This window comes from Vibrio owensii CAIM 1854 = LMG 25443, assembly GCF_000817815.1.
GTDB lineage: Bacteria > Pseudomonadota > Gammaproteobacteria > Enterobacterales > Vibrionaceae > Vibrio > Vibrio owensii.
Window position 1 is genome coordinate 38712 of record NZ_JPRD01000031.1, and the last position, 24484, is coordinate 63195.

General features: G+C 45.9%; 27 protein-coding genes and 2 pseudogenes. 15 read left to right on the forward strand and 14 right to left on the reverse strand.

Features of this window, described 5'->3' with window-relative positions:
- The first annotated feature begins 62 nt into the window (after positions 1–62).
- A complete protein-coding gene (gene lafA / locus H735_RS17805) occupies positions 63–911 on the forward strand; it encodes a lateral flagellin LafA (protein WP_020195759.1) in 849 nt (282 codons plus the stop codon).
- Positions 912–1028: 117 nt separating this feature from the next.
- On the opposite strand, the gene H735_RS17810 is transcribed toward lafA, so the two are convergent.
- The gene (locus tag H735_RS17810; protein WP_020195758.1) at positions 1029–1316 is read right to left on the reverse strand and encodes a hypothetical protein; all 288 of its coding nucleotides are present in this window, start codon (positions 1314–1316) and stop codon (positions 1029–1031) included.
- A 415-nt stretch (positions 1317–1731) separates the two neighbouring features.
- Here H735_RS17810 and fliD point away from each other — a divergent pair, with 415 nt between their 5' ends.
- From fliD to H735_RS31685, 9 genes are all read left to right on the forward strand, one after another.
- The gene (fliD, locus tag H735_RS17815; RefSeq protein WP_020195757.1) at positions 1732–3069 is read left to right on the forward strand and encodes a flagellar filament capping protein FliD; all 1338 of its coding nucleotides are present in this window, start codon (positions 1732–1734) and stop codon (positions 3067–3069) included.
- Between the two features lie 19 nt (positions 3070–3088).
- A complete protein-coding gene (gene fliS / locus H735_RS17820) occupies positions 3089–3475 on the forward strand; it encodes a flagellar export chaperone FliS (protein ID WP_020195756.1) in 387 nt (128 codons plus the stop codon).
- Complete coding sequence (locus H735_RS17825; protein WP_009705006.1) at positions 3459–3779, forward strand: hypothetical protein; 321 nt, start codon at positions 3459–3461, stop codon at positions 3777–3779. Before fliS ends, H735_RS17825 begins: the two co-directional genes overlap by 17 nt.
- A complete protein-coding gene (locus tag H735_RS17830) occupies positions 3776–4837 on the forward strand; it encodes a flagellar hook-length control protein FliK (protein ID WP_020195755.1) in 1062 nt (353 codons plus the stop codon). The genes H735_RS17825 and H735_RS17830 overlap by 4 nt, the downstream gene beginning before the upstream one ends.
- A 22-nt stretch (positions 4838–4859) precedes the next feature.
- Positions 4860–5369 (forward strand): flagellar basal body-associated FliL family protein, encoded by a 510-nt coding sequence (locus H735_RS17835; RefSeq protein ID WP_020195754.1) that lies wholly within the window; start codon positions 4860–4862, stop codon positions 5367–5369.
- 12 nt (positions 5370–5381) lie between these two features.
- The gene (locus H735_RS17840) at positions 5382–6110 is read left to right on the forward strand and encodes a FliA/WhiG family RNA polymerase sigma factor (protein ID WP_020195753.1); all 729 of its coding nucleotides are present in this window, start codon (positions 5382–5384) and stop codon (positions 6108–6110) included.
- A gap of 10 nt (positions 6111–6120) precedes the next feature.
- Entirely contained in the window at positions 6121–6978 is an 858-nt protein-coding gene (gene motA, locus H735_RS17845; RefSeq protein ID WP_005435952.1) for a flagellar motor stator protein MotA, read from the forward strand.
- Positions 6978–7970: a flagellar motor protein MotB gene (locus tag H735_RS17850; protein ID WP_020195752.1), complete on the forward strand. Its 993-nt coding sequence runs from the start codon at positions 6978–6980 to the stop codon at positions 7968–7970. The genes motA and H735_RS17850 overlap by 1 nt, the downstream gene beginning before the upstream one ends.
- A gap of 88 nt (positions 7971–8058) precedes the next feature.
- Complete coding sequence (locus tag H735_RS31685; protein ID WP_005435947.1) at positions 8059–8346, forward strand: hypothetical protein; 288 nt, start codon at positions 8059–8061, stop codon at positions 8344–8346.
- 655 nt (positions 8347–9001) lie between these two features.
- Here the strand turns inward: H735_RS31685 and H735_RS17865 are convergent.
- Both H735_RS17865 and H735_RS17870 read right to left on the reverse strand, forming a co-directional pair.
- Positions 9002–9377: pseudogene (locus H735_RS17865) on the reverse strand (PH domain-containing protein).
- Between the two features lie 131 nt (positions 9378–9508).
- Positions 9509–9712: a TIGR02450 family Trp-rich protein gene (locus H735_RS17870; RefSeq protein WP_020195749.1), complete on the reverse strand. Its 204-nt coding sequence runs from the start codon at positions 9710–9712 to the stop codon at positions 9509–9511.
- Between the two features lie 184 nt (positions 9713–9896).
- Here H735_RS17870 and H735_RS17875 point away from each other — a divergent pair, with 184 nt between their 5' ends.
- Both H735_RS17875 and H735_RS17880 read left to right on the forward strand, forming a co-directional pair.
- The gene (locus H735_RS17875) at positions 9897–10661 is read left to right on the forward strand and encodes a transporter substrate-binding domain-containing protein (RefSeq protein WP_020195748.1); all 765 of its coding nucleotides are present in this window, start codon (positions 9897–9899) and stop codon (positions 10659–10661) included.
- A 149-nt stretch (positions 10662–10810) separates the two neighbouring features.
- Positions 10811–11608 carry an aminoglycoside 6-adenylyltransferase gene (locus H735_RS17880; protein ID WP_020195747.1) on the forward strand — a complete coding sequence of 266 codons (798 nt, stop codon included), beginning with the start codon at positions 10811–10813 and terminating at the stop codon, positions 11606–11608.
- A 106-nt stretch (positions 11609–11714) separates the two neighbouring features.
- Here H735_RS17880 and H735_RS17885 read toward each other — a convergent pair.
- The 6 genes and pseudogenes from H735_RS17885 to H735_RS17910 all read right to left on the reverse strand — a co-directional run bounded on the left by H735_RS17885 (position 11715) and on the right by H735_RS17910 (position 15385).
- A pseudogene (locus tag H735_RS17885) lies at positions 11715–12138 on the reverse strand (hypothetical protein).
- Between the two features lie 187 nt (positions 12139–12325).
- Complete coding sequence (locus H735_RS17890) at positions 12326–12778, reverse strand: hypothetical protein (RefSeq protein ID WP_009705016.1); 453 nt, start codon at positions 12776–12778, stop codon at positions 12326–12328.
- A gap of 140 nt (positions 12779–12918) precedes the next feature.
- Positions 12919–13164 carry a hypothetical protein gene (locus H735_RS17895; RefSeq protein ID WP_005435933.1) on the reverse strand — a complete coding sequence of 82 codons (246 nt, stop codon included), beginning with the start codon at positions 13162–13164 and terminating at the stop codon, positions 12919–12921.
- A gap of 302 nt (positions 13165–13466) precedes the next feature.
- Positions 13467–14180, reverse strand: a complete 714-nt coding sequence (locus H735_RS17900; protein ID WP_020195745.1) for a class I SAM-dependent methyltransferase — start codon at positions 14178–14180, stop codon at positions 13467–13469.
- Between the two features lie 156 nt (positions 14181–14336).
- On the reverse strand, positions 14337–14738 hold the full coding sequence (locus H735_RS17905) for a GFA family protein (protein WP_005435931.1): 402 nt from the start codon (positions 14736–14738) through the stop codon (positions 14337–14339).
- 167 nt (positions 14739–14905) lie between these two features.
- Positions 14906–15385 carry a porin gene (locus H735_RS17910; RefSeq protein ID WP_009705020.1) on the reverse strand — a complete coding sequence of 160 codons (480 nt, stop codon included), beginning with the start codon at positions 15383–15385 and terminating at the stop codon, positions 14906–14908.
- A 499-nt stretch (positions 15386–15884) separates the two neighbouring features.
- On the opposite strand from H735_RS17910, the gene H735_RS17915 reads away from it, so the two are divergent.
- Positions 15885–17369, forward strand: a complete 1485-nt coding sequence (locus H735_RS17915) for a winged helix-turn-helix domain-containing protein (RefSeq protein ID WP_020195744.1) — start codon at positions 15885–15887, stop codon at positions 17367–17369.
- A 21-nt stretch (positions 17370–17390) separates the two neighbouring features.
- Here the strand turns inward: H735_RS17915 and H735_RS17920 are convergent, their stop codons facing one another.
- Positions 17391–18113, reverse strand: coding sequence for a TerC family protein (locus tag H735_RS17920; protein ID WP_009705022.1), 723 nt, complete (start codon positions 18111–18113; stop codon positions 17391–17393).
- A 512-nt stretch (positions 18114–18625) separates the two neighbouring features.
- Here H735_RS17920 and H735_RS17925 point away from each other — a divergent pair.
- Complete coding sequence (locus H735_RS17925; RefSeq protein WP_020195743.1) at positions 18626–19240, forward strand: mechanosensitive ion channel domain-containing protein; 615 nt, start codon at positions 18626–18628, stop codon at positions 19238–19240.
- A 31-nt stretch (positions 19241–19271) separates the two neighbouring features.
- On the opposite strand, the gene H735_RS17930 is transcribed toward H735_RS17925, so the two are convergent.
- Entirely contained in the window at positions 19272–19535 is a 264-nt protein-coding gene (locus H735_RS17930; RefSeq protein ID WP_005435930.1) for a DUF3012 domain-containing protein, read from the reverse strand.
- Between the two features lie 117 nt (positions 19536–19652).
- Entirely contained in the window at positions 19653–20090 is a 438-nt protein-coding gene (locus tag H735_RS17935; protein WP_020195742.1) for a PACE efflux transporter, read from the reverse strand.
- Between the two features lie 151 nt (positions 20091–20241).
- On the opposite strand from H735_RS17935, the gene H735_RS17940 reads away from it, so the two are divergent.
- Positions 20242–21129, forward strand: a complete 888-nt coding sequence (locus tag H735_RS17940) for a LysR family transcriptional regulator (RefSeq protein ID WP_020195741.1) — start codon at positions 20242–20244, stop codon at positions 21127–21129.
- A 70-nt stretch (positions 21130–21199) separates the two neighbouring features.
- Here the strand turns inward: H735_RS17940 and fni are convergent, their stop codons facing one another.
- Both fni and H735_RS17950 read right to left on the reverse strand, forming a co-directional pair.
- The gene (fni, locus tag H735_RS17945) at positions 21200–22219 is read right to left on the reverse strand and encodes a type 2 isopentenyl-diphosphate Delta-isomerase (protein ID WP_020195740.1); all 1020 of its coding nucleotides are present in this window, start codon (positions 22217–22219) and stop codon (positions 21200–21202) included.
- Between the two features lie 249 nt (positions 22220–22468).
- Positions 22469–24262 carry a cation:proton antiporter gene (locus H735_RS17950; protein ID WP_020195739.1) on the reverse strand — a complete coding sequence of 598 codons (1794 nt, stop codon included), beginning with the start codon at positions 24260–24262 and terminating at the stop codon, positions 22469–22471.
- Positions 24263–24484: the final 222 nt, after the last annotated feature.

The window sequence follows — 24484 nt, forward strand, 5'->3', positions numbered from 1 at the left end:
GACCGCCTCTAGTTAGTGAGCGGGGCGATAGTCCCACATCGAACAATCAAGGAGAACAGATTATGGCTCTATCAATGCACACTAACTACGCTTCGCTGGTTACTCAAAACACGCTAAGCAACACTAGTAACCTACTTAACACTGCAATGGAGCGTTTGAGCACTGGTTACCGCATCAACTCAGCAGCAGACGATGCAGCTGGCCTACAAATCTCTAACCGTTTAGAAGCTCAAACTCGCGGTATGAGTGTAGCGATGCGTAATGCACAAGACGGTACGTCTATGCTGCAAACAGCGGAAGGTGCTTTCGATGAAGCAACTAACATTCTGTACCGTATGAACGACCTAGCGACTCAGTCTGCAAACGGCACAAACACAGCAAAAGACCAAGATGCTCTTCAAAAAGAATTTGCAGAACTAGGTACTGAGCTACAAAACATCATGGATAACACCAAATACGCTGGTGATACATTGATTACTGGTGCTGGTATTAAAGCGGGTGGTCTTACTCTACAAATCGGTTCTTCTTCTGCAGAAACTCTAGACCTAGCAACAACAGTAGATACTGACGTTGCCGCGGCACATACTGCTCTAAAAACAACAGTACCAGGCCTAGACATTGGCAGCGGTGGTGATGCAAGCGCAGCTATGGATGCTCTAGTTACAGCTATTGATCAAGTCGGTGCAGCACGCTCTGGATTGGGTGCAACAATCAACCGCCTAGACCACACAGTAGTGAACCTAAGCAACATGGTTGAGAACACATCTGCAGCGAAAGGCCGTATCACTGACGCAGACTTTGCTGTTGAATCTTCAAACATGACTAAGAACCAAATGCTAATGCAAGCAGGTACAGCAGTTCTTTCTCAAACTAACCAGCTGCCAGGCATGGCAATGTCGCTACTGCGTTAATAGAACCTTTCTATTCGCTAACAACGCGCAAAATTTAGTTCGTCCGAAAGCTCAAAGCCTCCCCTTCATCCGGGAGGCTTTTTCTTTGTCTGCAAAAAAAGCGTTTGGAAAAGCGTTCTAGCGACGGATGTAGATGGAAGTGGCTTCGTTGGTATGGCTAGTAGGAATACGGAAACCGGCTTTTAGCATGGTGTTGTGCAAAACCTTGTTGAACAGCTCCAACTCGGCAGACTCTACTCCTCGATGAGGTTGATACGCTTTGAGTTCAGGGAATCGAGAGATCGCTTCTATGCGGATGTTCGCCAGTTCTTCGGCATTAATGTTCTGTTTACTGCGTAGTTTAGTGCCAATGAAAGCCTCATACGCACGGGCACACTTCATCAGTCGTAAAACAAATTCATTCATTACTGTCGTTCTTTTTAGTCGAATTGGGGGAATAGCCAGACGTTAGCAACCACAAAAATTGCAGGGGCATAAGATAGCAAACCTTTGCATTCAGACAGGGTCAGAAAAATCTGAATCCTTTAGCAGTAAACGCCGAATTCTGCTCGTTATGCATACAACCCCATAACTCTTCTTTCTTTCCTCCATTGGATTAAATCTTTCAGCCTTTTTGGTCGCCTGTTTTATTTGGGAAACCCCTTTAACCATCAAGGGGAAAGCGGAACCAACAAGGTGGAAAAAGCGCTTCCTCCCAACTAACAAAAAATATCGTAAGACACTGTTTTATATAGACATAAACATCAGGCACACATCTTGCGATTGAGTATTTATTACTGGCACAAAAAAGCCAAATACAGATGAGAGAGGGAGCGACCTCATGAGTTCGTTAGATCCAATTACCATGGCAACCCAGTTCGCCACGTTAGATGTTCAGCCATTTCAACAGCGCTACCAATTGCAAGCCGATCGATACCAGGCGCAACTTACTGCTTTAGGTAAGGTGGAAAGTGCACTGCGTGAATTCCGCACTGCGGTTAACGAGATGAACAGCAGCACAAACAGCATCATCAAGAATACGGCAACAACCTCTCAAGATGGCTTTTTCACCGCGAGTGCCGATGCGAACGCGTTAGTCGGTAACTACCAGATCTTTGTTGAACAAGTCGCAACGTCACACCAAATCTCTACCGGCATGCCAGCAAATCTAGATGTCTCAACAGAAGTTCCGACTACGGGCTCTCTAGAATTCACCATCAACGGTGAAACTATGACGTTAGATATGTCGACGGTAGATACCGACGGCGATGGCAAAGCGACCGTGACAGACCTAGTCAGTGCAATCAACAACAACCCTGATAACCCAGGCGTAAATGCCACACTTGTTCGCTCAAATGGACAAACACACTTCATGCTCTCTAGTACCGAGACAGGCGTGGCAAACACCATCAATGTCAATGCGACGGGAACAGGACAAGCTTGGTTTGAAGATGCGTTCACCAACACGACAGAAATCAGCAAACCACAAGATGCTGTTATCTGGCTTGGCGCAGAAGGCACAGGACTTCAGCTCACCAACTCTAGCAATACTTTTGAAGGCGTGATTGATGGTGTCGACATCACCGTCACCAAAGCACAAACCTCAGGAGAAGCGCCGATCTCAATGGAAGTAGGCGCAGATAGCGAGGGCACGAAAGAACAAATTACCAAGTTTGTCGATACCTATAACGCATTGATTTCGACCTTAGATGAATACACTCAAATCGGCGGTGAAGATCAAGCTCGTGGCGTGCTCGCCAGTGACCCTACCTTGCGCTCTATTGAGAGCCAATTGAATACGCTCGTTCGTGGAGAGCATGGTGGTATGCGTTTAAGTGAAGTCGGCATCACTATTGATCGTGACGGCAAAATGAAAGTCGATCAGGATAAGTTTGCCGAAGCACAGAAGAACAACAGTGCTGCACTAGAAACCATGTTTAACGGTGATGGCGCCCTACTTGACTCACTTGATGACATGGCAGAACCGTTCTTGAAGTTCTCTACAGGTACGTTCAATTCTCGCAAAGATGCGCTGCAAGCCAACTTAGACCGAATTGACGACAAGCAAACCTCTTTACAGCGAAAGTACGAGATGTCGTACAACCGCTACCTCACCCAGTTTACTCAAATGAACACCTTAATGACGCAAATGAACCAAACCATGTCGATGTTTGGTTAAGGCTTTAGGAGAAGTACTCATGCTAATGGATTCCGGCTACGACTCATACCAACAGGTCGATCTTGATGCTCAAGCAGCATCAGCCAACCCACACCAACTCGTCGTCATGTTGCTCGATGGGTTGCTCGATGAAATTGAGCGTATTCGTGGCCACCTTGCCGCGAGTCGCCTAGAAGCAAAAGGCGTTAGCATTAACAAGTGCATGAACATCCTTATCGGCTTAAGCAGTGCGTTAGATGACGAAAACGGCGGCGAAATCGCGGAAAATTTACGTCAGCTCTATGACTTCTGCCAAATCGAGTTGTATTACGCCAGCACACAGAACGACGCAGCACGTTTAGACAACGTAGAGCGCGTGATGGGTAACGTACGAGAAGGATGGATGAATTTTGGACAGCAAGCATAAAGTGTCGCCAGAGCGATTTCGCCACTTGTCAAAACTGATCCAAATCGCGACTAAAACGGCCGATTGGCAAGCGCTTAAACGCTACGACTTACAGTTGCGCGAACTGCTGATCAGCCATAAGCCATTTTTGAAAGATCCGAAACTCGCACCGGAAATTCAGCGAGCAAAAGCCGTGCATGCGTGCGCGTTCACGGCATTGGAAAAAGCCACCAGCGAGCTAAAACAAGAAATGAATATGGTGAACGATCAACAAGAGCGTGCCATGGCTTATCAGCTCGCGATGACAATGGAGCTCACGCAATGATGGTAACCAATTCAGTGCCTGCAAATGCGCCTTCTCAATCGTCATCAGCGGGCAAAATCTCACAAGCGCGTTCAGAACAAGGCTTTTCGCAAACCGATGCAACCTCGGTAAATCAACAGGGCCAAACCAACGCATCTCTTGTGGTTGCGGGGTTTCGTTTAAATGCGCAAGCCTTACCGACGCAAGCTACCCAACCAGAAGCTGACACACAGGAACTCAACGCTGAAGTCAGCCCTGATGTCGCGTTACTGACTGCGGTTCCTGCTACCACGGATCTCGCCATTCAAGCGCAAGCCCTCATCCAAGGAATGAGCAAAACCGCGCTTAAGCAAGGCGAAACCAACCAACTTACGCAAGTATCGGCAGGTCAGGCTTCTCAAAATACAAATGTCGGAAACCAAACAAACCCAATGCTTAACGCCACAGTGCAAGAGAGCCAAAACGCCCCTCAAACCAGCACAGCGAGCACACTAAAGGTGTCGGCTTCGGACTTGCAAAATCTGCTTAATCAACCCGCTCAAGGGCAAGTGCTAGTGGCCAGCTCACAAGCGCAAACAACAACAGGGGCAGCGCCGCATTCGAACCCAACCTCACCACTAGCAGCGACTCAAGCTCAAGGTGCGGAATGGGCGGCCGTTCGCGTGGATACCAGTTCTGGTAAATGGGGCGAGCAGATGATGCAAGTACTGCAAGACCGCGTGACTTTGCAGGCTCAGCAAAACCTACAAGAAGCCAAGATCCGTCTCGACCCTCCAGAACTGGGCAAGTTGGATTTGCTGGTACGCGTGGAAGGTGACCGCCTGAGCGTGCAAATCAACGCCAATACCGCCGCAACTCGTGAAGCCTTGATGCAAGTGTCTGAGCGCCTTCGCACCGAACTTCAAGAGCAAAACTTTGTGCATGTAGATGTCAACGTAGGTTCGGACCAAGGTCAGGAAAGACAAGCACATGATGGTGCTCAAGAAGAAGCAAACATCTTCACAGCGCGCGAAACCAACGCATTTCAAACACATACAACAACAAACTATTCAGAGCATTGGCTGAACACTCAAGCCTAATTAAACATCGAGGAAAAAGGTTATGAACAAACAACAAATGATCGCCCTGTTTATCGCCATGATCATCACCAGTGCCCTCGTTTCCGCTGCCACTGTGGTAGGCGGTATTTGGTACCTCAACAAAAGTTCGGAGTCCTCTTCATCTGAATCGAGCGTGAGCACTTTCTTGGAAGATTCACCGCTGGCTTTCCTGACTGCTGAGCAACCGACGACGAAAGGCCCAAGCTTTCATCCATTAGACAAAGTAGTTCTGACCATCAAAGGTAAAAAACAGACGCACTTTGTGATGCTTGAGCTTGCCGTGGAAACACGCCGTCCTGAACGCATGAAGAACATCGATGCCTACATGCCAATGGTACAAAACTCGCTGTTAAAACTGTTCAGTGACAAAACCTTTGATGAGCTACAACAAACGGGCGCTATCGATATTCTGCAAAGCGAAGTGAAGGAAACCCTACTACTGGCCTTTGCAAAAACCGACATCGTGCGCGATATCGATGATGTTCTGCTGACCAAATACGTTGTGCAATAACGGAGCACAGCTATGTTGGAGATGAACTTACAGGAAAGCTATACCGCGACGGAGGAAGTGAATACTCCGTCTCGCCCGATTGATGAAAACGCCTTGCTGCAACGTCATCAAGTCATGGTTAAACGCGTGGTCAACCAACTGCGCGTTCACGCGACCTCTCATTGCAGTATTGAAGACATGCAGCAAATTGGTTTGATAGCGCTTGTCGAAGCTGGACGTCGTTATGGGGATGTGGATGACCCACACTTCCCCGCTTTTGCGGTTTGTCGTGTTCGTGGCGCGATTTTGGACGAACTTCGCCGTTTGGATTGGCGTTCTCGTAAAACCCGCCAACAAGCGCATGAGTTGAACGACGTAACCCGAGATCTCACTCGCGCGCTGGGCAGAATGCCGACCGATGCTGAAATCATCAAAGCACTTGGCACTGACGAACAAGACTTCTACAACCGCCAAAATGCAGCGCTGGCAGGCGAAATGCAAAGCCTCGACCAATTGATGGAAACAGGTGGAGACAGCCACTTCGGCGGCCAATACGACGGTATGGAGCATGAGCATATTCGTCGCAGCTTAGACACCGCACTTGGCAAAATGTCGAAGCGCGATCAGCTGTTGCTCACCTTGTTCTATCAACACGAACTCAACCTCCATGAAATCGCGCTCGTGCTCGACCTGACACCACCTCGCATCTGTCAGTTGCACAAACAAGCGCTTAAACAACTCAACCAATTAATGTCCTCTTAGGAGTCACAAGATGCAAAAGTTTTTTGGAGCCATTACCGTCCTGATGTGTGTCTTCGGCGGATACATGTGGGCAGGCGGTAACCTCGGTGCAATTTGGCAGCCAGCCGAGTTTTTGATCATCATCGGTGCGGCAGCAGGCTCACTGATCATCGGTAACCCGCCACAAGTGCTAAAAGAAATGCGCCAACAAGTGCGTGCGACCATCTCTGGCCCACGTGAAGAGTACGAGTACTACATGGAGCTGATGGCACTGCTGAACAATTTGCTTGAAACCGCACGCAGCCGTGGCTTTAAGTTTCTCGATTCTCACATTGAGTCACCAGAGCAGAGCTCGATTTTCCTCGCTTACCCACAAGTCAGTAACGATCACCGCCTTATTTCTTTCATTACCGACAATTTACGTTTAATGGCAATGGGACAAATGTCGCCTCATGAATTAGAGGGACTGTTAGAACAAGAAATCGAAGCGATTCAAACCGAGATGCTCCTACCTTCACGCTCTATGCAGCGCACGGCAGAGGCACTTCCAGGGTTCGGTATTCTTGCGGCAGTCGGTGGCATCATCATCACCATGCAAGCCATTGATGGCTCAATTGCGTTGATTGGTTATCACGTTGCCGCCGCCCTCGTAGGTACATTCATTGGTATTTTCGGTTGTTACTGTTGTTTAGATCCACTCAGTAACGCCATGGCTCAACGAGTTAGACGAAACATGACGGCTTTCGAATGTGTACGCGCCACTTTGGTTGCTTACGTTGCGAAAAAGCCAACCTTGCTCGCTATCGACGCTGGCCGTAAACACATTCAGTTAGACATCAAACCAACTTTCAACCAAATGGAGAAGTGGCTAGCTGAACAGGAGGGATAATGCAAAAACAAGAGCATGTGGTGTTCAAACGCGCGAAAGCACATAACCATGATGAGTTTCATGGTGGCGCGTGGAAGGTCGCGTTTGCCGACTTCATGATCGCGTTGATGGCGCTGTTTCTTGTCCTTTGGGTCATGCAAGTGGTCGACAAGGAAGAGCGCAAAGCCATTGTGGCGCACCTTCATAGTTCGAGCGTTTTTGATAAAAGCTACGGCAACCCTTTCGATACCTCACAAAGTATCTCTCCTATCGACTTGGCACAGGACTCTTCTGTGCCAAGTAAACACAACTCCAACCATGTCGTCAGCTCCTTCTTTCAAGGGGACGGCGATGGCCCAGAGATAGACTCACTTATCCCGGGCAATTTCGACACCCAAGAGCAACTTGCTCTATTGGCGAAAGTGATTGATGAAGTCGTCGGACAAATCAGCGCGCAAGGTAACGTTAATGTCACCATTACACCGCAAGGTCTGCGCATTGTTTTGCAAGATGACTACAAGCAACACATGTTCAGCCGTGGCGGCGCTGAGTTGACTCCTTTCTTTGAAGACTTATTACTTGCGCTTGCTCCCGTGTTTGAACGCATCAGCAATCCATTGATCATCAGTGGCCATACTGACTCGACACCGTTCAAGAAGCGTTTTGGTCGACAATCAAACTGGGCGTTGTCTGCCTCTCGTGCTGATGTGGCAAGAAATACCTTGGTGGAAGGTGGCATGCCAGATGATCGCGTTATGCAAGTGACGGGAATGTCAGATCGCGCGCTACTGAACCCGGAAGAGCCCGACTCTAGCGAAAACCGTCGAATCGAGTTGTTTATTCTGACTACGCCAGCGGCACAAGTTTTGGAAACCTTCTTTGGCAATCAAGAAGGCAGTGAGTTACAGAAAGTCAAGCAACAAGCGGAATTTAATCAGCCCGTCATTAGGCAAGAAGTGATTCGTTACTCGGTCGAACCGAGCGACCCAAAAGCTCAGATTCAAGACCTCTAACCCCCTAAAAGGTCACCAGTTTCTACCCTCTGCGTGACCTTTTATTCCCAACGATAATATTGCTGAAATTTGTTTAGTTGAGTTCGATATGCCCGTACCCGCGCCCAATAAATCAAAAAATGACTCGCTTAAAAAAGCCTTTCTCTGGCTGATCATTTTCGACTACCTATTGCTGGCGTTTTTTCTCACTCAGTTATCAAGCCTCAATCTCAACAGCGGCACCATGATTAGCTTGTTGCTCGTGCTCTATAACATCTTGCTGGTCTCTTTTTGCTACCAACGCACCAGCAACCACGATTCTTACATCATCTATCCAGTGCTTTCAGCAACACTATTAGCGTTCGTCTGCTTTCTGTATTTTTTCTTTCTGGTGTGATTGTTACGCGTTATTCGGTACCGACGTCTCGGGCAAAAATGACACCAAACAACACATGACAAATCAGCAAGGGAAACAGCGCCTCAGAAAATGTCAGCCATGTCTTCCAAGAACAGAAAATGATGATCGGGTGTGCAATCAAAAGCACGTACCACAAGACCTTACTCAAGTAGACAAGAAAACGGTTATCAGCATGTTTCTTTTGAAAGTTTAAAGAGCCAAATGTCCAACATAACATCGTCCATCCCATCATGGCTCCAACGAGAATCGTAATAGTAGTGTTGACCATCAAATACTTGGTAAACGCCCACCCTGTTTCTAACTCATCCGTTCGACTACATTCCTATTCTTTTAAGAACAAGCTTGTATCACCGAAGCTTAGTTCTATACGGTGTGGTTTCGATATCTCCCTCTGATAACCATATGAAAGAAATGGAAAAAGGAAGCAATAATGGCTTCCTTTGATATTGATAGTTGGGCTTTGAAGTGTTCTGTATCGGACTAGCGAATCATCAGATAAAATATCACACCTGCCGTGAACCCTAATATGGCCAAAAATGTTGAGCTCGGTTTGCTGTGCTTCTCTTTCGATACCATTTGTTTGGCCATGTTGACTCCTTGTCTTTGGCGTTCCTTTTCGTTTCTGGGCTAATGTCTAAGCCAGTACGTGCTCGCTGATCATCTTGTTGAACGACACCAGATCAAAAGAGCCTCTGATCTCAAAGCGCACTCGCCCCTTCACTGAGGAACAATTCAATCTCACAGTCCAGATCTAGCGTGCCTGAGGTTTCAATCGAGAATGCATTAATCTTGCTGTATGGCAGAGAAGTGTAGTCCACTTTTGACCCTGTAATCCCTTGCACATTGGCTGCGATAACGCGCTTATTGGTGAACACCACTTGGTCACGCACAGTTTTGAAGCCAGCGAAAATGCTCTCTCCGTCAATTAAGAATTTGTGGAAATCGTCGCGCACCTTTGAGATTTCAATTGGCTTAAGTTTGAATATCGATGAGTTTTCGAAATCGATCATGGCGTTACCTTAGAATATAAATAAAATCACTCATCAATTAATAGCAAAGTCTCTACCACGAGCCTATTGATTTTGGTGACTTTTCTAACTCCATCTCGTTTTTGGTCATCACACCATGGTTATTTCCATCCTTATCGCCATTGTTGCGTGTCTTTCAAATCATGCCAATCTAGCTCGCGCTCTCGCTTGGTCATAACCGCTTCAATCACGCATCTCACGACGTTGCCTTCTTCATCAAACTCCATTTCTGAAATGATGAAGTGCTTCTCTTTGTTTACAGGCTCGGTCGCAGTCCATTTGCTGCGAAGTAACTTTTTAGGGTGAACTCGATTCATAACGATCTGCCATTCATAAGAAAAAGTTTGCTTTTCATACGTATAAATTAGCAAATGCAATCACATTCAATGTCGCTATTTTTTTCTTCAATATCGTGTTTTTTTCTTATTGGTTTGATCTCTTTTTCTGATACTTCCTGTTACTTTGAGTGTTCAAACAAACACAACACATCAAACAACGACAATGAAAAAAACAACACTTTTACTTGCTTCCGTAGCAATGACGCTTTCCAGTGTCGCCCAAGCCGATAAGCTGGAAGATATCCAAAAATCAGGCACGTTACGTGTAGGAACCACGGGCGATTACAAACCGTTTTCTTACTATGATGGCAAGACCTACTCTGGTTACGATATTGATGTCGCGAAGCACGTCGCGAAACAGCTCGGCGTAGAGCTAGAAATCGTTCGCACGAGTTGGAAAGATCTTCTGACTGATCTGAACCAAGATAAGTACGACATCGTCATGGGCGGTATTACCCGCAAAATGCAACGCCAACTGAATGCAGAACAAACCCAAGGTTACATGACGTTTGGTAAATGCTTCTTGGTCGCTAAAGGGAAAGCCGAGCAATACAACACAATAGACAAAGTAAACCAAGCCTCAGTACGTGTAGGCGTGAATATTGGCGGTACAAACGAAGCCTTCGCCGATGCTAATTTACAAAAGGCCAGCTTTACTCGTTTCGAAAATAACTTAGACGTACCGAAAGCTGTCGCAACAGGTAAAGTCGACGTGATGGTAACCGAAACGCCTGAAGGCCTGTTCTATCAAGTCACGGACGAGCGTTTGGAAGCAGCTCGCTGTGAAGACCCGTTCACCAAAGGTCAGTTTGGTTACCTTATCCCGAAAGGCGAACAGCGTTTGTTGAACACAGTGAACTTCATCATGGATGAAATGAAACTAAAAGGCATCGACGAGCAGTTTATGCACCATAACTCGCTCAAATAATTCACAGCCCATATCAAAAACCGTTCAATTTTGAGCGGTTTTTGTTGCTTCTTAAGATGCTTCACGCCATATTGTAATGCTGCGCTAATTTTACCGCACTAACCATCCTGCTGATGGTTCTAATATCAACCATGATTAATAGGTAAAATATGAAATTCTCAAGCACGCTTCCTCAAACTCATGAACAGCTTCTAAGTAAAATTCTTGCGGTATTTACTGCTGACCCACGTATTCTTGGTATTGGTGCAAGTGGCTCTTATGCCTCTGACTCCATGGACAAATACAGTGATTTGGATTTGGTTATCGCCATCAATCCTGAAGATTTTGATTCGGTAATGGCAGAGCGCTTTACGCTTATCGACCAAGTAGAAGGTCAAGTCGCAGCTTTCACTGGCGAACACGTGGGAGAGCCAAGATTGGTGATCGCAATCTACGCGCCAGATGCCATTCATGTCGATTTCAAATTTGTCTCTTTGCCCGATGCTGCGACTCGTGTTGATGACACCAAAGTGCTTTGGGAACGCGACGGACAGCTATCGCAAGTCTTCGAGACTGCAAAGCCTCACTACCCTCAACCGGATCCACAATGGATTGAAGACCGCTTTTGGATTTGGGTTCATTACGGCGCAACTAAGATTGCTCGTGGGGAATACTTTGAAGCCTCGGAATTTTTGTCGTTCCTGCGCTCTGTTGCGATATCGCCATTAGCCCTGAAGCAACAAGGATTGACTCCTTCTGGCGTCAGAAAGATTGAATCACGCATGCCTGCGTTTGCGGCGCAGCTAAAACAAACCGTCGCCATGCCGGAGCGAGAAGCGCTGATTCCTGCATTTGAAAAGATCGTAGAGCTTTATTTGTCGCTGCGAGAGAACGAGCAAGTCAGTATTAAACCGGAAGCTCAGCAGCTTTGTATGGATTACTTCCAGCAAGAGCTGAAAAGCGAGTAGAGCTGGCACAGCGTAGAAATAACGACACGCAAAAACAACGATAGATAGAAACAACAAAGGGGATATCACTATCCCCTTTTTCATCGGTTTGATTCGCTGAGAGTGATTACATCACGCACTCTTTTGCTGCTTGTGCTTTCTCAATGCCTTCTTCAATCAGGAGATTTGGTTTCTTCGCTGCCGATAGATGACATCACTTTATCCATCACCTTATCCACTGTCGATTCAGAAGACGCTTCCACCAAACAAGCGTAAGCATTGGCAATGTGTTCTTTCGCTTCAATAAGTGCTTCAGGGTCACTGAAATCCACATTCATTGCTTCTTCAACCGATGCCGCAAGTTCTTCTGCAGATTCCGCAGCATCACCAAATTGGTCCAGGTTAAACGCTTCTTCTACTGAATCCATCTGCTCTTGAACCGTATCAATCGCTTTGTTTGCGGCTTCTTGTGCTTGGTCAATGGCTTTGCTTGCGTCATCACAGCCGACAAGTGCCATTGCTAAAACCATTGTTGAGATTGTCTTTTTCATATTTGTTCTTCTAACAAGTAAATCGCTAATCATCACAATACGTGATTAGCCGGTAGATTTTAATTCAAGAGTTGTAAGAAGAGGAAACAGAAACGTTTGAAAGCCCCAAAAACAAAGCCGCTACGAATGAGCGGCTTTTGTATTTGCTTTAGTGTTTACTCAGGTGTTTAAGTAAACATTAAAGCTGTCAGGCAATTCTTCCGTGGCTGATTGCCATCATTTCATCGTAGGTACGTTGTAATGCATCAAACGTCCATTCGAAGTAGACGCGACGTTCCATCAGCGGAGCAATTTGGTCTGCATCAAATGATTCGATCGTCAGATCAGAATACTCGACTTGCAGGCTGTTGCCGTCCGTACCCCAATCTTCGTACTCACGATTACCAATGAGATCGTAAAGGTTATTACTTAAGAAGCTGTATACCACTAAGAATGATTTTACTGCGTCTTCCGAAAAGTTAAGCATGCTCGCGACTTGCGCGACGTCATACGACTTTTCTTTATCACCTTGGTCAATATCAAGCCTCACCAATTGAGTTTCCCACGCTGCCAATTCACCGTAGGAATCCAAGACGTATTGGTTCAGTGCTTCGAACACATGAAAAAAGTCCTGGATCATTGAGATGTATTTATCAGACATAACGTCCCTTATTGTATTTGGTGAACGGACGATCTTCGCCGCCGTGTTATTGCTCACCCTAGCCAGTGGTTGTTAAAAGTTAGACTACAAGTTGCAACACCGCATACTGTACTTGTAATTTTGTTGTCATTTTTGAGTGATCAGTCAATTAATAGCGTTGGCTCGTCGATGCCCATGTAGTCACACAGTTCACGTTTAATTCGGTGAAAGTCTTGTACCGAGACAAAGCAATCGGCGTATTCTGTTTTACCATCAATGCCGATATAAACATGAGCAAAAGACTCGACCGTCGACGTAATTTTGATGGAATCATGGCTGAGTTCGAACGTAACAACTTGGTCCATATTCAGGTAACGACCAGATTCGATTTTTAGTGCTTTCGCCATAATGGGGTCCTAAGGTAACAGTGCAGATCTGGAAATAGGCAGCATCCCGATGCTCAAATAGAAAGGCTTGCTAATTTGAGGGTGATTCTGCCCCATAATTGAAGTGAGCCTATCACAAGCCCCTGCCTTCAAAATTAGAGTTTGACCGCACTTTCCTTTGGTTTTACTTACAGATGAAACAGTTACTCAAAATCTGACCGCAAATTCACACACAAAAGAAAAACGGAGCGTATTTCACAGTTTCACGCAACAAAAAGGCCACTGTGATAGCGGCCTTGGTGAGTCATTAATTGGCGTGAGCTTCACGCATTTATCTGATATATCGCGAAATAGGTATCGGCTTGAATAACGTGTTTTTGGCTAAGCTGCTTCAAAGCCTCAACCGCGTTTGCGAATGGGTCGTCTCCTGCGAATGCCTCAACCAACTTGTTGTAACGCTTTGAAGAAGAAAACAGCACATGCGCCAGCTCTTCAGCGCTGACTTCTAGCTCTACGGTCTCTTTGTAAACCTTCATCGCTTGGAAAGCGTCACAATCACTGAAGTTGATAGCGTGGTCATAGTTGGACTCCGTCAGCTCCATCTCTATGCCCAATAGTTTGAGGGGCTTTTCGAGCAACACTTCAAAATCGTACACCACAACGTGCGCTGCAGATTGACAGACGCGTTGAAGTTCAGTCACCAAAGCCGCAGACTTTGCGTAAGAAAGTGAGCCTGCAAACGTCACTACATCCACACTGTTGTCTGGTAATGGCACATGCTCACCATCGCCGACATGATACTCGATACCTGCTGATAGTTTGGTTTGCTCAATCATTGACGTGCTCGGATCCACACCATGCAGTTGCTGACAGTATTTAGCCAATGCCAGTGTTGATACGCCCGTACCGCAGCCAATATCTAATCCCAATTGGAACTGGGGTAACGCATCTAAGTTAGCTTGTAGGATGACTTGATGCAGCGGCGGACGATAAGCCGCGTAATGCTTAGAGATGGCTTGGTTGTATTCTTCGCTCACTGATGTTCTCCCAAAATCTGCCGATGTTATTTAACCGTATCCGTATAGTGTCGGATATTACTGCCACTCAAAAGCAAAAAGCCACTCATTTGAGTGGCTCTATCTCACAACTTTAAGTGCTTTCTGATTGGGTACGATGCTCAGTCTCAAACCGGCTTATAGCTTGGGTTCGGCTTCGAATTGCTTGAGGTCATCAGTAATGTCATTCCAAGGCGCTTTGGATGCGACAAAAATATGGAAGCTTGGCTTATGGGAAGGCACATCATCAAGAATACCCAAGCGCACATTGACGATACCGTTGTTCTTTTTCGAATAAAGGCTAGAGCCGCAATGACGGCAGAATGAGAGTTCGGTATTGGCGCTCTTCTGATAGGTTTGGATGTGTTCCGCGCCCTCAATCACAATCAGTTTATCCAGTGCAACGCCACCTGCTGAGGAGTAATCGGATCCGGTAAATTTACGGCATTCAGAGCAATGACAATTGCCCATGTATTTGAATTCATCCGCGACTTCGAGTTTCACCTTGCCACACAGACATGAGCCTTTGAGTACTTCCATTGTTAAGTCCTTCTCTTTATTGGAATGTCAGTTACCGAATCACCATGCCAGTCCAACACGACGAAATAAAGACAAGTAAATCAGGTTTGCAAAAATGGAACGAAGAAAACCACCGCACTCTTCCATAAGCGCAGTGGAAAACAACTAGGACAAGTCGTTGCTTTTTTTTAGAAGCGGAACTCTGCACTTAGCGCGTAGCTGTTCTCAACAACTTTTGCTTCGTACATGGTGTACTCAAGTGCAACGCGAGCTGGGCCCAATGTCACACCTGCACCTACGCCGTAGTAGATGTCGTTCGTGTCACCAAGGTTAGTTTGGAAGTGACCCATACCGACACGACCGTAAACGTCGAAAATAGTGATTGGTAGTGTTAGTTTCGCACTTGCTAGCCAAGCATCAGAGTAGATGTGCTCGAAGTCTTTGTGCGTATCGATGAAATCTGCATATCCACCTTCAATCGATAGTAGGTCATTAAACTGGTAACCGATGTAAAGGTTGTAACCGCTGTTTTGATCACTAAAGTCTGTGTTCTCGTTCTTTACTTGGTATTCAGAATATAAGTAGCTAGCACCAATGTATGGGTTAGCAGCAGCTTGTGTAGCAAAGAAGATAGCAGCGATTGGAAGAATAAATTTGTTCAGTTTCATTTCTTAATAACTCTCAATATAAAAGGTTGACTAACATTCCCTAATCCTTCAGTACGTGATGCTCATGCATCAATTTTTTATTTCCTTATTGCAAGTGACTTCAGGGAACGTTGCGCCTTTTCTCTTTTAAGAAGCTCGCCCCTCACTTGCGGTGTGGGATGCATCATCCTGTGTTTTCGCCGCTGTGACATAACGTAAAGCTCAGCAGTTAATAAAACTTCATCACTGGCATATAAACAAAATATAAAACCAATAAATACATAACCTTAAACATCAAAACAGAGGGTAAAACAACCAAATTAATTGGAACTTTTCTTCCATTCAGTGTTGATTTCCCAGGTAAAAAGGGAAGCATTAGAGGTTGAGAGCGGAAATCCGCATTCCGATAACGAAATGTGTAGAAAATCACGTTACTCGCGCTTTAAATTGTCAGCAAAATCATTCAATTGAGACTACATTTACTCAATGAGATGAATAAAAAATAGAAGAGCGAGCGTGAATGCCTGACAAAAACATCAGTTTTATCGTAGATGAGTGGCGTTTTGTGCCCAATGAGGGGCAAATACAGTTTGCTGACTCATGCATTACGATTGATAACCGTCTCTCAAAGTTGCTTGAGTTCTTGTGTCTGAACCCAGGACTGACTCACACGCGTGATGAACTTATCGAGCAAGTGTGGGGCGGCAGTGTATTGACCGATCAAGTGGTCACTCAAGCGGTATTTGAACTCAGAAAAGTACTGAAAAAGCACAGCCAACAGGAATGCAGCTACATCGTCACCGTACCAAAGCGTGGGTATCGATTTGATGGCGAAGTAAAACTAGAAAAAATCGCGATACAGAAACCTGAAGATCAGGTGATTGAAGAGGAAGAGTCGCAAACTGAAGCCTCGAAACCCGCGATAGAGGCCGTTGAGCACCGTCCTACAAAGAGCAAACAACCCATCTTAATTGGTGCACTTTCTTTGATTGTTCTTATTCAGGCAGCATTTTTACTGTTTAGCGCAAACGACTCAAAACCGAACCTTGATGCTCACACTGGGCACTTAAGCCATTACGAATTTCGTTATGCAGTATTGAATGTCAGTGAGGATGTGAAAGCACGACCAGAATTGTACGGTATCGTCATTAAGTTCATGGAACACATTGGGTTTTACAGCAATATTCGTGTGGTCAAATCTAAAGAACACAGAAAACTCGCCGCCATAGAGTTCAACATCTCCACCAGCAAGAGCAGCGATGGTAAAAAGTTGCGTTTGTTGTTCCAGTATCACAATCGCGTATCGGGGCAGACTCATTTAAATCGTCGTTACTCGACCAACTTTGAACGGTTTCATCAAACTTTCCCATCCATGATCGATGACATGCTACGCGCGATGTACATTGAGGTGCCAGAAGGAGAGTTGGAACACAATGTGTCGATCTTCCCTAAAGATCCAGAAGCTGTAAAAGCCTTGATGTCTGGGACGGGCGCTTTGTACAACAACGCTGGCTATGAGAATGCAATGGCGTATTTTCGTCAAGCAAAAGCCCTCGCACCAGATAACGCCTACACCATTTCGGTAAGCTACATTGGTGAAGTCATGAGAGTATTTGCAAAAGATGAAGCGAATAAGAAGCAAGTAATTGAAACACTGAACAAAGAGTACTCTTCTTCTTTGTCCGAGGTGTTGAAGCGAGGGAATAACCCAAGAGTGTGTGAAGCCAACGCAATCTTGGCGCTGTCGGAAGACAATCCGGATAAGGCATCACAAATACTGTTGTCGATTCCGTACAATCAGCAAACGTCCTTAACTTATCTATTACTAGCGAAAGCGGAAGAAGCTCGCGGTCATACAAGTGGGGCAAAAGAACTGTATTTGCAAGCGACACAAAACACGTCGTCGCCAATTGCACTGAAACTTGCGGGTCCATTGTTCTTTGACAGCAACTTGGACACCATGATTAAAGAATTGCAAAGCGTAAAAAGCGAAGCTAACCCATAGTGGTTAGCTTCGCATTAAAGTTTAGAAATATTGTCCTGCCACACGTCGAGAAGAAGGTTGTCGGCTGATCAAGATATGGCATAGCTCAAGCAGCAAACCAAACGCAAGCGCACTGTAAACGTAGTGCTTATCGATATTCAGCCCTAACCCTTCAACAATCAGCAGCGCACCTAATACAATCAGGAATAGCAGCGCAAGCACTTTCAATCCTGGATGGCGAGTAATCACAGCCTGAACTTTATTCGCCATCAACATCAGAATCACGCTTGAAGAGATGATTACACCAGCAAGAATGGTAATGTCCTGCGTAAGGCTTGCCGCGATAATCAACGAATCGAGAGAAAACACCGCGTCCACCGCAATAATCTGCAATATTACCGTGCCAACTTGCCCAGCAAAGAATTGATGCGGTGGCGTTTCAATAGGCACGACCCACGCCCAAAGCTCTTTGATGCCTTTAAACAGCAAGAATGCACCACCAACAATAAAGATAAGATCATTACAAGAGAGTGATACCCCTTGGTATTCGACAAACGGTTCTTTCCAAGACAGCAACCAAGATACCGAAAATACCAGCGCAATGCGGTTTAACACCGCTAAACCGATACCGAGATTGCGTACGCGTTGGCGCAAGTGAGCAGGAAGACGCTCAGTCATGATGGTAATAAAGACGATGTTATCGACACCCAGAATGAGTTCTAACATGAGTAACGTGCCGAAGGCGATAAAGTAGTCGAGATTCATTATTTAAGTTCTCTGTGCAAAGTACGAAAGAATAGTTATTCAATATCCACTCTCTCCTAAGCAGGCACTACCTTGCGCTCAAATCCCCTCTCTAACATGGGGAAGTCTGTATTCCGTTCTTAGGTGCTTTGGGTGAGTTGTTCCCTAATGACGCAATTATGAGTAGCGTCTTTTCATTGCTTTGTAGAACACGTAAAGCAATTTGATCGCGATAAGTGTCATCACTTTCTCCAAGGTTGTGGTTAATCAGAGGAAGGCTATTGTATTCACCCGTTTCATAACCACATCACAAAGCACTTAGAAAAAGATAAAGAAAATATAAAACAAATAAACACTTCAATTTCATTACTTTAAACAAACCAAAAACCACCAAAGGTGAGAAATTCGTACCAAAAGAAACGGTTTCTTTGGCTTATAAAATGGCATGAGGGAGATATGATTTTTTGCTGAGAGAGACTTGACGCTTTTTCTGATGGTTGACCGTACACTCGCCCTATAAAGAGGAGAACGTAATGCTGTCATCGATTGAACAATTTCTACAAATCCTGAGTGACTACGACATACTGCTCGGTCTGATTTTCATTTTGGCTTATCAAATCTTCAGTAAGATCGCGACGAAAGCACTCACTACGTTAGCGCGGAATAAAAAAGTCAAACCACCAAGAATTTTATTCATTACCAGAACGGTGAACATTTTGTTGTTCGTCTTCTTATTTGCTACGTTTTTGCTCGTGAGTGGTATTGGCTATGGGAATTTTTCGATCTTCCTTTCTTCTGTGTTTACCGTTCTAGGTGTGAGCTTTATTGCTCAGTGGTCAATTCTGAGCAACATCACCGCTAGCTTTCTTATCTTCTTCGTTTTCCCTTACCGTGTAGGCGATAACATTCGTATTGATGATGGCGCAGGAATTGAAGGGATGATCATAGACATTCGTTTGTTTCACACCTTGATAAAACATGAAGACGGCGACTTTTCGACTTACCCAAATAACCTCTTGCTACAAAAGAACGTCACCAAGAGAACCCATAAGAATGCCGTTGAGCCGACTCTACAAAAGGTCACCGACGTAGATATCGATGTTAGTGTCGGTGTTGATGACCTTCAAATACAAGAAAGCCGAGCATAGTGCTCGGCTTTCTCATTTTTGTTCGGTCAATTTAGAACACACAGTGCTTAGCAAAGTCTGTCGCTTCGTTTGCCGTCCACTCACCTTTCGGCTTGTCTTTTAGGTTCTTACACCACTGCTCGCTACCGATGCCATCTTGCAGAACACAGTGCTTCGCGAAATCAACCGCGTTGTCTGTTGTCCATTCTGTCTTTGGCTTTTCGCGCATGTCTTTACACCAAGCTTCTGTACCCACTTCGTCAGAACATGCCGTTAGCGCTGTTGCCGCTAGCAGTAGCATTACCAGTTTTTTCATAAATTTAGGTTCCACTTTCAATTGATGAATGAACTATACCCAAAATATCAGTGCTCGTGTTAAGCCAACGACAATTTATCGACTCACGCTCCGTAAAAGTGACGAAATTCCCTTAAATCAGCCTAACTGCACCGAAGTTGCCATTCGACGTCTCATCATAAACGCTCGAACATGATCATAGATGTAATTGAAGACAAACGCATACAGGGTAATGAAAATCGTCACGCCCACGTCCATGACAAACGCTTCCCACATACTGACTTTTAGCATCCACGCCATCGCCGGAATGGTGGCAAATAACAGGCCTGCTTCAAACAACACCACGTGTACGATTCGAAGTCGGATTGTGCGTTTCTCTTTTGCCCCTGTCGCAAAGCGATCAAATATCCAGTTGAAGATAAAATTCCAAATCATCGCAATGGTCGCAACGACTATCATGGTTCCTGATAATGCACTGACTTCATGATCCGTAAACAATGCCAAACCAATAATGGATAAACTGATTGCCAATACTTCAAATAATACGGCGTGAAACACACGCTCTAACGCTCCCATAAAAACCTCACAACTTCACATGGAACAAGTTAAGTGGCGGCGATTATGACAGCGTGATAACGAAGGGAAAGTTAACAACCATCACGAATAATGATAGCTTACAACTAGGCTTTCTGGATGAGTCTCATCCAAATTCTCTTTAGGTATTTAAATGTACAGCTTTGAACAACTCAAAATCTTTGTCACCGTGTGCGAAACAGGTTCTTTCTCCGCAGCGGCAAGAAAACTAAAGCGCGCACAATCAGGTGTAAGCCAATCTGTCGCTAACCTTGAGATCGCAATTAACCAAGAGTTGTTCAATCGAGAGAAAAATACACCGACACTCACAGATAACGGTAAAGCCTTATTGCCCATCGCTCAGTCCATTCTGCATCAACAGAAATTCTTCGACCAAAAAGTCGAGTCATTAGAGCAAGCCTACGAACACGAGCTAGTGATTGCGGTGGATGAATCTCTTATCAACCAATCGCTACTGGCGCAATTTGCAAGCTTGGCTGACCAATTCCCTATTACGCAGTTCGATATCATTACTGCACCGACATTTGATGTAGAAGAGTTGATTCGAAAAGGTAAAGCGCAAGTCGGTATCGTGTTGGCTGATGGTGAGCTAAAAATGGACATGGATTTCTTTACCCTCGGGCACACTCGTTTTCTTACCGTGGCTTCGCCTTCTCACCCATTGGCACAGCTATCGGTGGTTCATGATGCGGAGCTCAAAGCCCATCGCCAACTGGTACTGCGCAGCGCACAAAGGAAAGAATTGTGGTTCAGTTACGCCATCAGCACCCAGTTATGGTTCGCTAATTCGCATCAGACGCTAACCGACTTAGCGTGCCAAAACGTTGGCTGGGGTTTGTTGCCAGAAAGAGTGGTCAGCAATGAGATTGAGAGCGGTAAGCTAGTTGCCCTGCCCGTTGCGCACGAATTTGATGGCTGGCTCACGACAGTTGGATGTTTAGTTTCTCGAACCCGAGGTATGGGCCCGGTTTTGCAAGCTCTAGTAAAAACCTTGCAGAACTATCGTTATCGGGACGAATAGCCCAACATTGTTTTAGGTTCAAGTTTTAGAACAGCTCAGAGACCTAGACAGAGTCCAAGCCTAATTGAAGCTAAAGACGACGAGCTTGGGTCAATGCTTGGAGATTCGCAGAACCTGTACCAAAGCACGCCAAACGTAACTCTAATGCCATTTGTTCAAAGTGGTCGACAACAGATTGCGTGCTGATCGTCGCGGCTTTTAATACCGCACCAGCTTGCCCAACAAGGCTAGCACCTAGATGAATCGCTTTTGCCGCTTCTAAGCCGTTATGCACGCCACCAGACGCAATTAAAGGTAAGTTAGGGTATTGAGCGTGGATTTGCTCTAAACACTTAGCCGTAGGAATGCCCCAGTCACGAAATAGCTCCGCAGCACGCTGCATCTTGTTGTCTGTTTGGCAGTAACCTTCAACCGCAGACCAACTCGTGCCACCAGCGCCAGCAACATCAATCGCATCCACACCCGCTTCAACAAGTTGCTTGGCTACCGCGCCACTGATGCCAAAGCCGACCTCTTTGATGATCATCGGGACATCGACGCACTGTTTTAACCGTTCAATCGATTTAAGTACACCAATCCAATCATGGTCACCATTCTGCTGAAAGGCTTCTTGCATAGGGTTGAGATGCACAAATAAAGCGTCCGCTTGGATGAAGTCGACCGCACGTTGAGCGTTTTCGAGGCGTTGCTTGTCTCTCAGTTGAGCGGCCCCTAAGTTGGAATACAAAGGCACGCCTTTAGCAAGATCACGAATGGTTTTGCCCAAACCTGAGTGTAGGCTGTCTTCTAGGCTCACTCGTTGCGAGCCAACTCCCATCGCAATGCCCATTTCACTGGCCGCTTCTGCCAAACGACAGTTGATGATCTCTGCATCTTTTGCGCCACCCGTCATGGAACTGATCAAAAACGGCAGCGTCAATGAGTGACCAAGAAACTCGCTCGAAAGATCGATAGCGTTAAAGTCACATTCAGGCAATGCGCAATGCTCAAATTCGACAGACTCAAAGCCCGCCGTTTTGCTTTTCATGTTCATGTCATGATGTAAAACAGCGTCTAGATGTAAGTCTTTTCGATTAGATTGCGGAGCCATAATGTCACCCTAAAGTAAAACAGTCGCGCAGTATTGCGATCCTTGTCATTGCCGTCAATGCGAAAATTCGGAAATTGAACAATTTATTTACCGAATCGAGCCTTGTGGGCTCTGGCCTTATGACTAAGGAATCATATTAAGGAGCAGCGTTTAAAACACTGCGCCCCACTGCTCTATTAAGCTTGGGTAACGATTAACAATGTTGCCACTCCGATGTGCCAAGAGTGGCAGTTCTAGATGTCATTTAGACTATTGAGTCTCGACGGATTGAATAAGCGCTACCACCGTGCTGGTTGTAGGCGGTGTGAACTGGTCCGGATCATCACAGAATTGAATTTTGCCTTTCTCTTCAACATGGAAAAGCGGAATCACCAAATTGTCTTTGTGGTGCTCAAGATAATCTTGGTAGGTGAAACTCTCACTCAGCTTAGTGTGTTTGATTTCTGCACCTTGGCTCAGCAAACTCGCCATTTGGGTGTAACTGACGTTGCCGCCCATCAATAATTTGCCGTGATACTCTTCCGCAACCGAGTGTTTTTCATTGCCGTTAGATTTGGTTTTCTGTAGGCAATGTACTTTATCTTCGCCGAACTCGCCGACAAATTGCATACAAGCCATAATGTTGAAGTGTTGGTCTGGCGTCAGTGCCACCACTTGCCCAATACCAATCAGATTCAGGTTGTCATCAGCATGGCTAGAGATCGGGTTACCGTAGTAATGGTCTAGGCCCAGCATGCGAACTTGGCTAATGTAGTCCCAGTTCGAATCGGTGAGCAGAACTTTGCGATCGTATCTCGCCAGCGCTTTACCTATCTCTTGCGCTACTCGGTTTGCACCAATCAATAGGAAACCTCTTGGCGCCGGCTCAGCCACACCCAACGCTTTAGCCATAGGACGCGCCGTGGCACTTTGTAGTACCACCGTACCTATGATCACCATAAAGGTCATTGGTACCAACAGCATGGCTTCTGAAATGCCATATTCTGTCAGCTTGATAGCAAACAGAGACGAGATGGATGCTGCAACAATACCGCGCGGTGCAACCCACGAGAGGAACAGCTTATCTTTGAAGGTTAAATTGCTACGAATGGTTGAAGCGAAAATCGAAAGTGGACGCGACACCAACTGCATGAAAATAAACAGCAATACTGCACCGCTACCAAGCGCCGCGAAATCATCAAGACTGATGCGTGCCGCAAGGAAGATGAACAACCCGGTGATCAACAAGATGGTTAAGTGCTCTTTAAAGTGCAGGATTTGCTGAATATTGATGCCCTTGGCGTTCGCCAGCCACATGCCCATCACAGTAACGGTCAGCAGACCTGCTTCCGATTCCATTTGATTAGAAATCGAGAACACACCGAGCACGACCATCAATACCGCAAATGGCTGAAGGTATTCCGGCAACCAAGCTCTGCGCAAAACGGTAGACACCGCAGCACCAGAAGCGACACCGAGGATCAAGCCCACCGCAATGATGGTGCCGAACACTTCGACGCTGTTAACGGCATTGTGCGAGACGATGAACTCGTACACCATCACCACAAACAACGCGCCTAATGGGTCGATCAAGATACCTTCCCAGCGCAGAATATTGGCGAGTTTGGAACTTGGGCGCACGGTTCTCAGCAACGGCACAATCACCGTTGGACCAGTCACGACGGTTAAACTGGCGAACAAAATCGCAAGCTCCCAAGTAAAATCAAGGAAATAGTGCGTCGCCACACTGGTAGCCACCCAAGAGATGATCGCGCCAACAGAAACAATGCTCCACACCGAACCGCTCACGCCACGAATCTCTTTAAAGTTAAGGGTTAAACTGCCCTCAAACAGAATCACCGCCACCGCGAGAGAGACTAAGGGGAAGAGTAAATCCCCGAGAATGTCGTCTGGATTGAGCCATTGCAGGATCGGCCCGACAATGATCCCTGCTAATAGCAAGAACAGAATGGCAGGTAAGCGCATTCGCCACGCTAACCACTGACAACCTAAACCTATTACCCCAACCGCCGACAGCACCAGCGCTTCGTTGCCCACTTGCATTTATCATCACCTAATTTGTTATTGTTCTCGTGAGCTTTCGCCCAAAACCGATTAACTCTATAAAAAAGATTAGTTTAGAGTGAACGCTCCGCCAGTTTTCGTTCAAATATGCGACTCTCTCTCAAAATTATCGGTCTGTGTTGTATATCCCGTTAGCTTGGCACACAGTGAACTAAGCTTAGCTAAGTTGCTCAAAGTTAAGGATTCTGAAACAAGGACAGG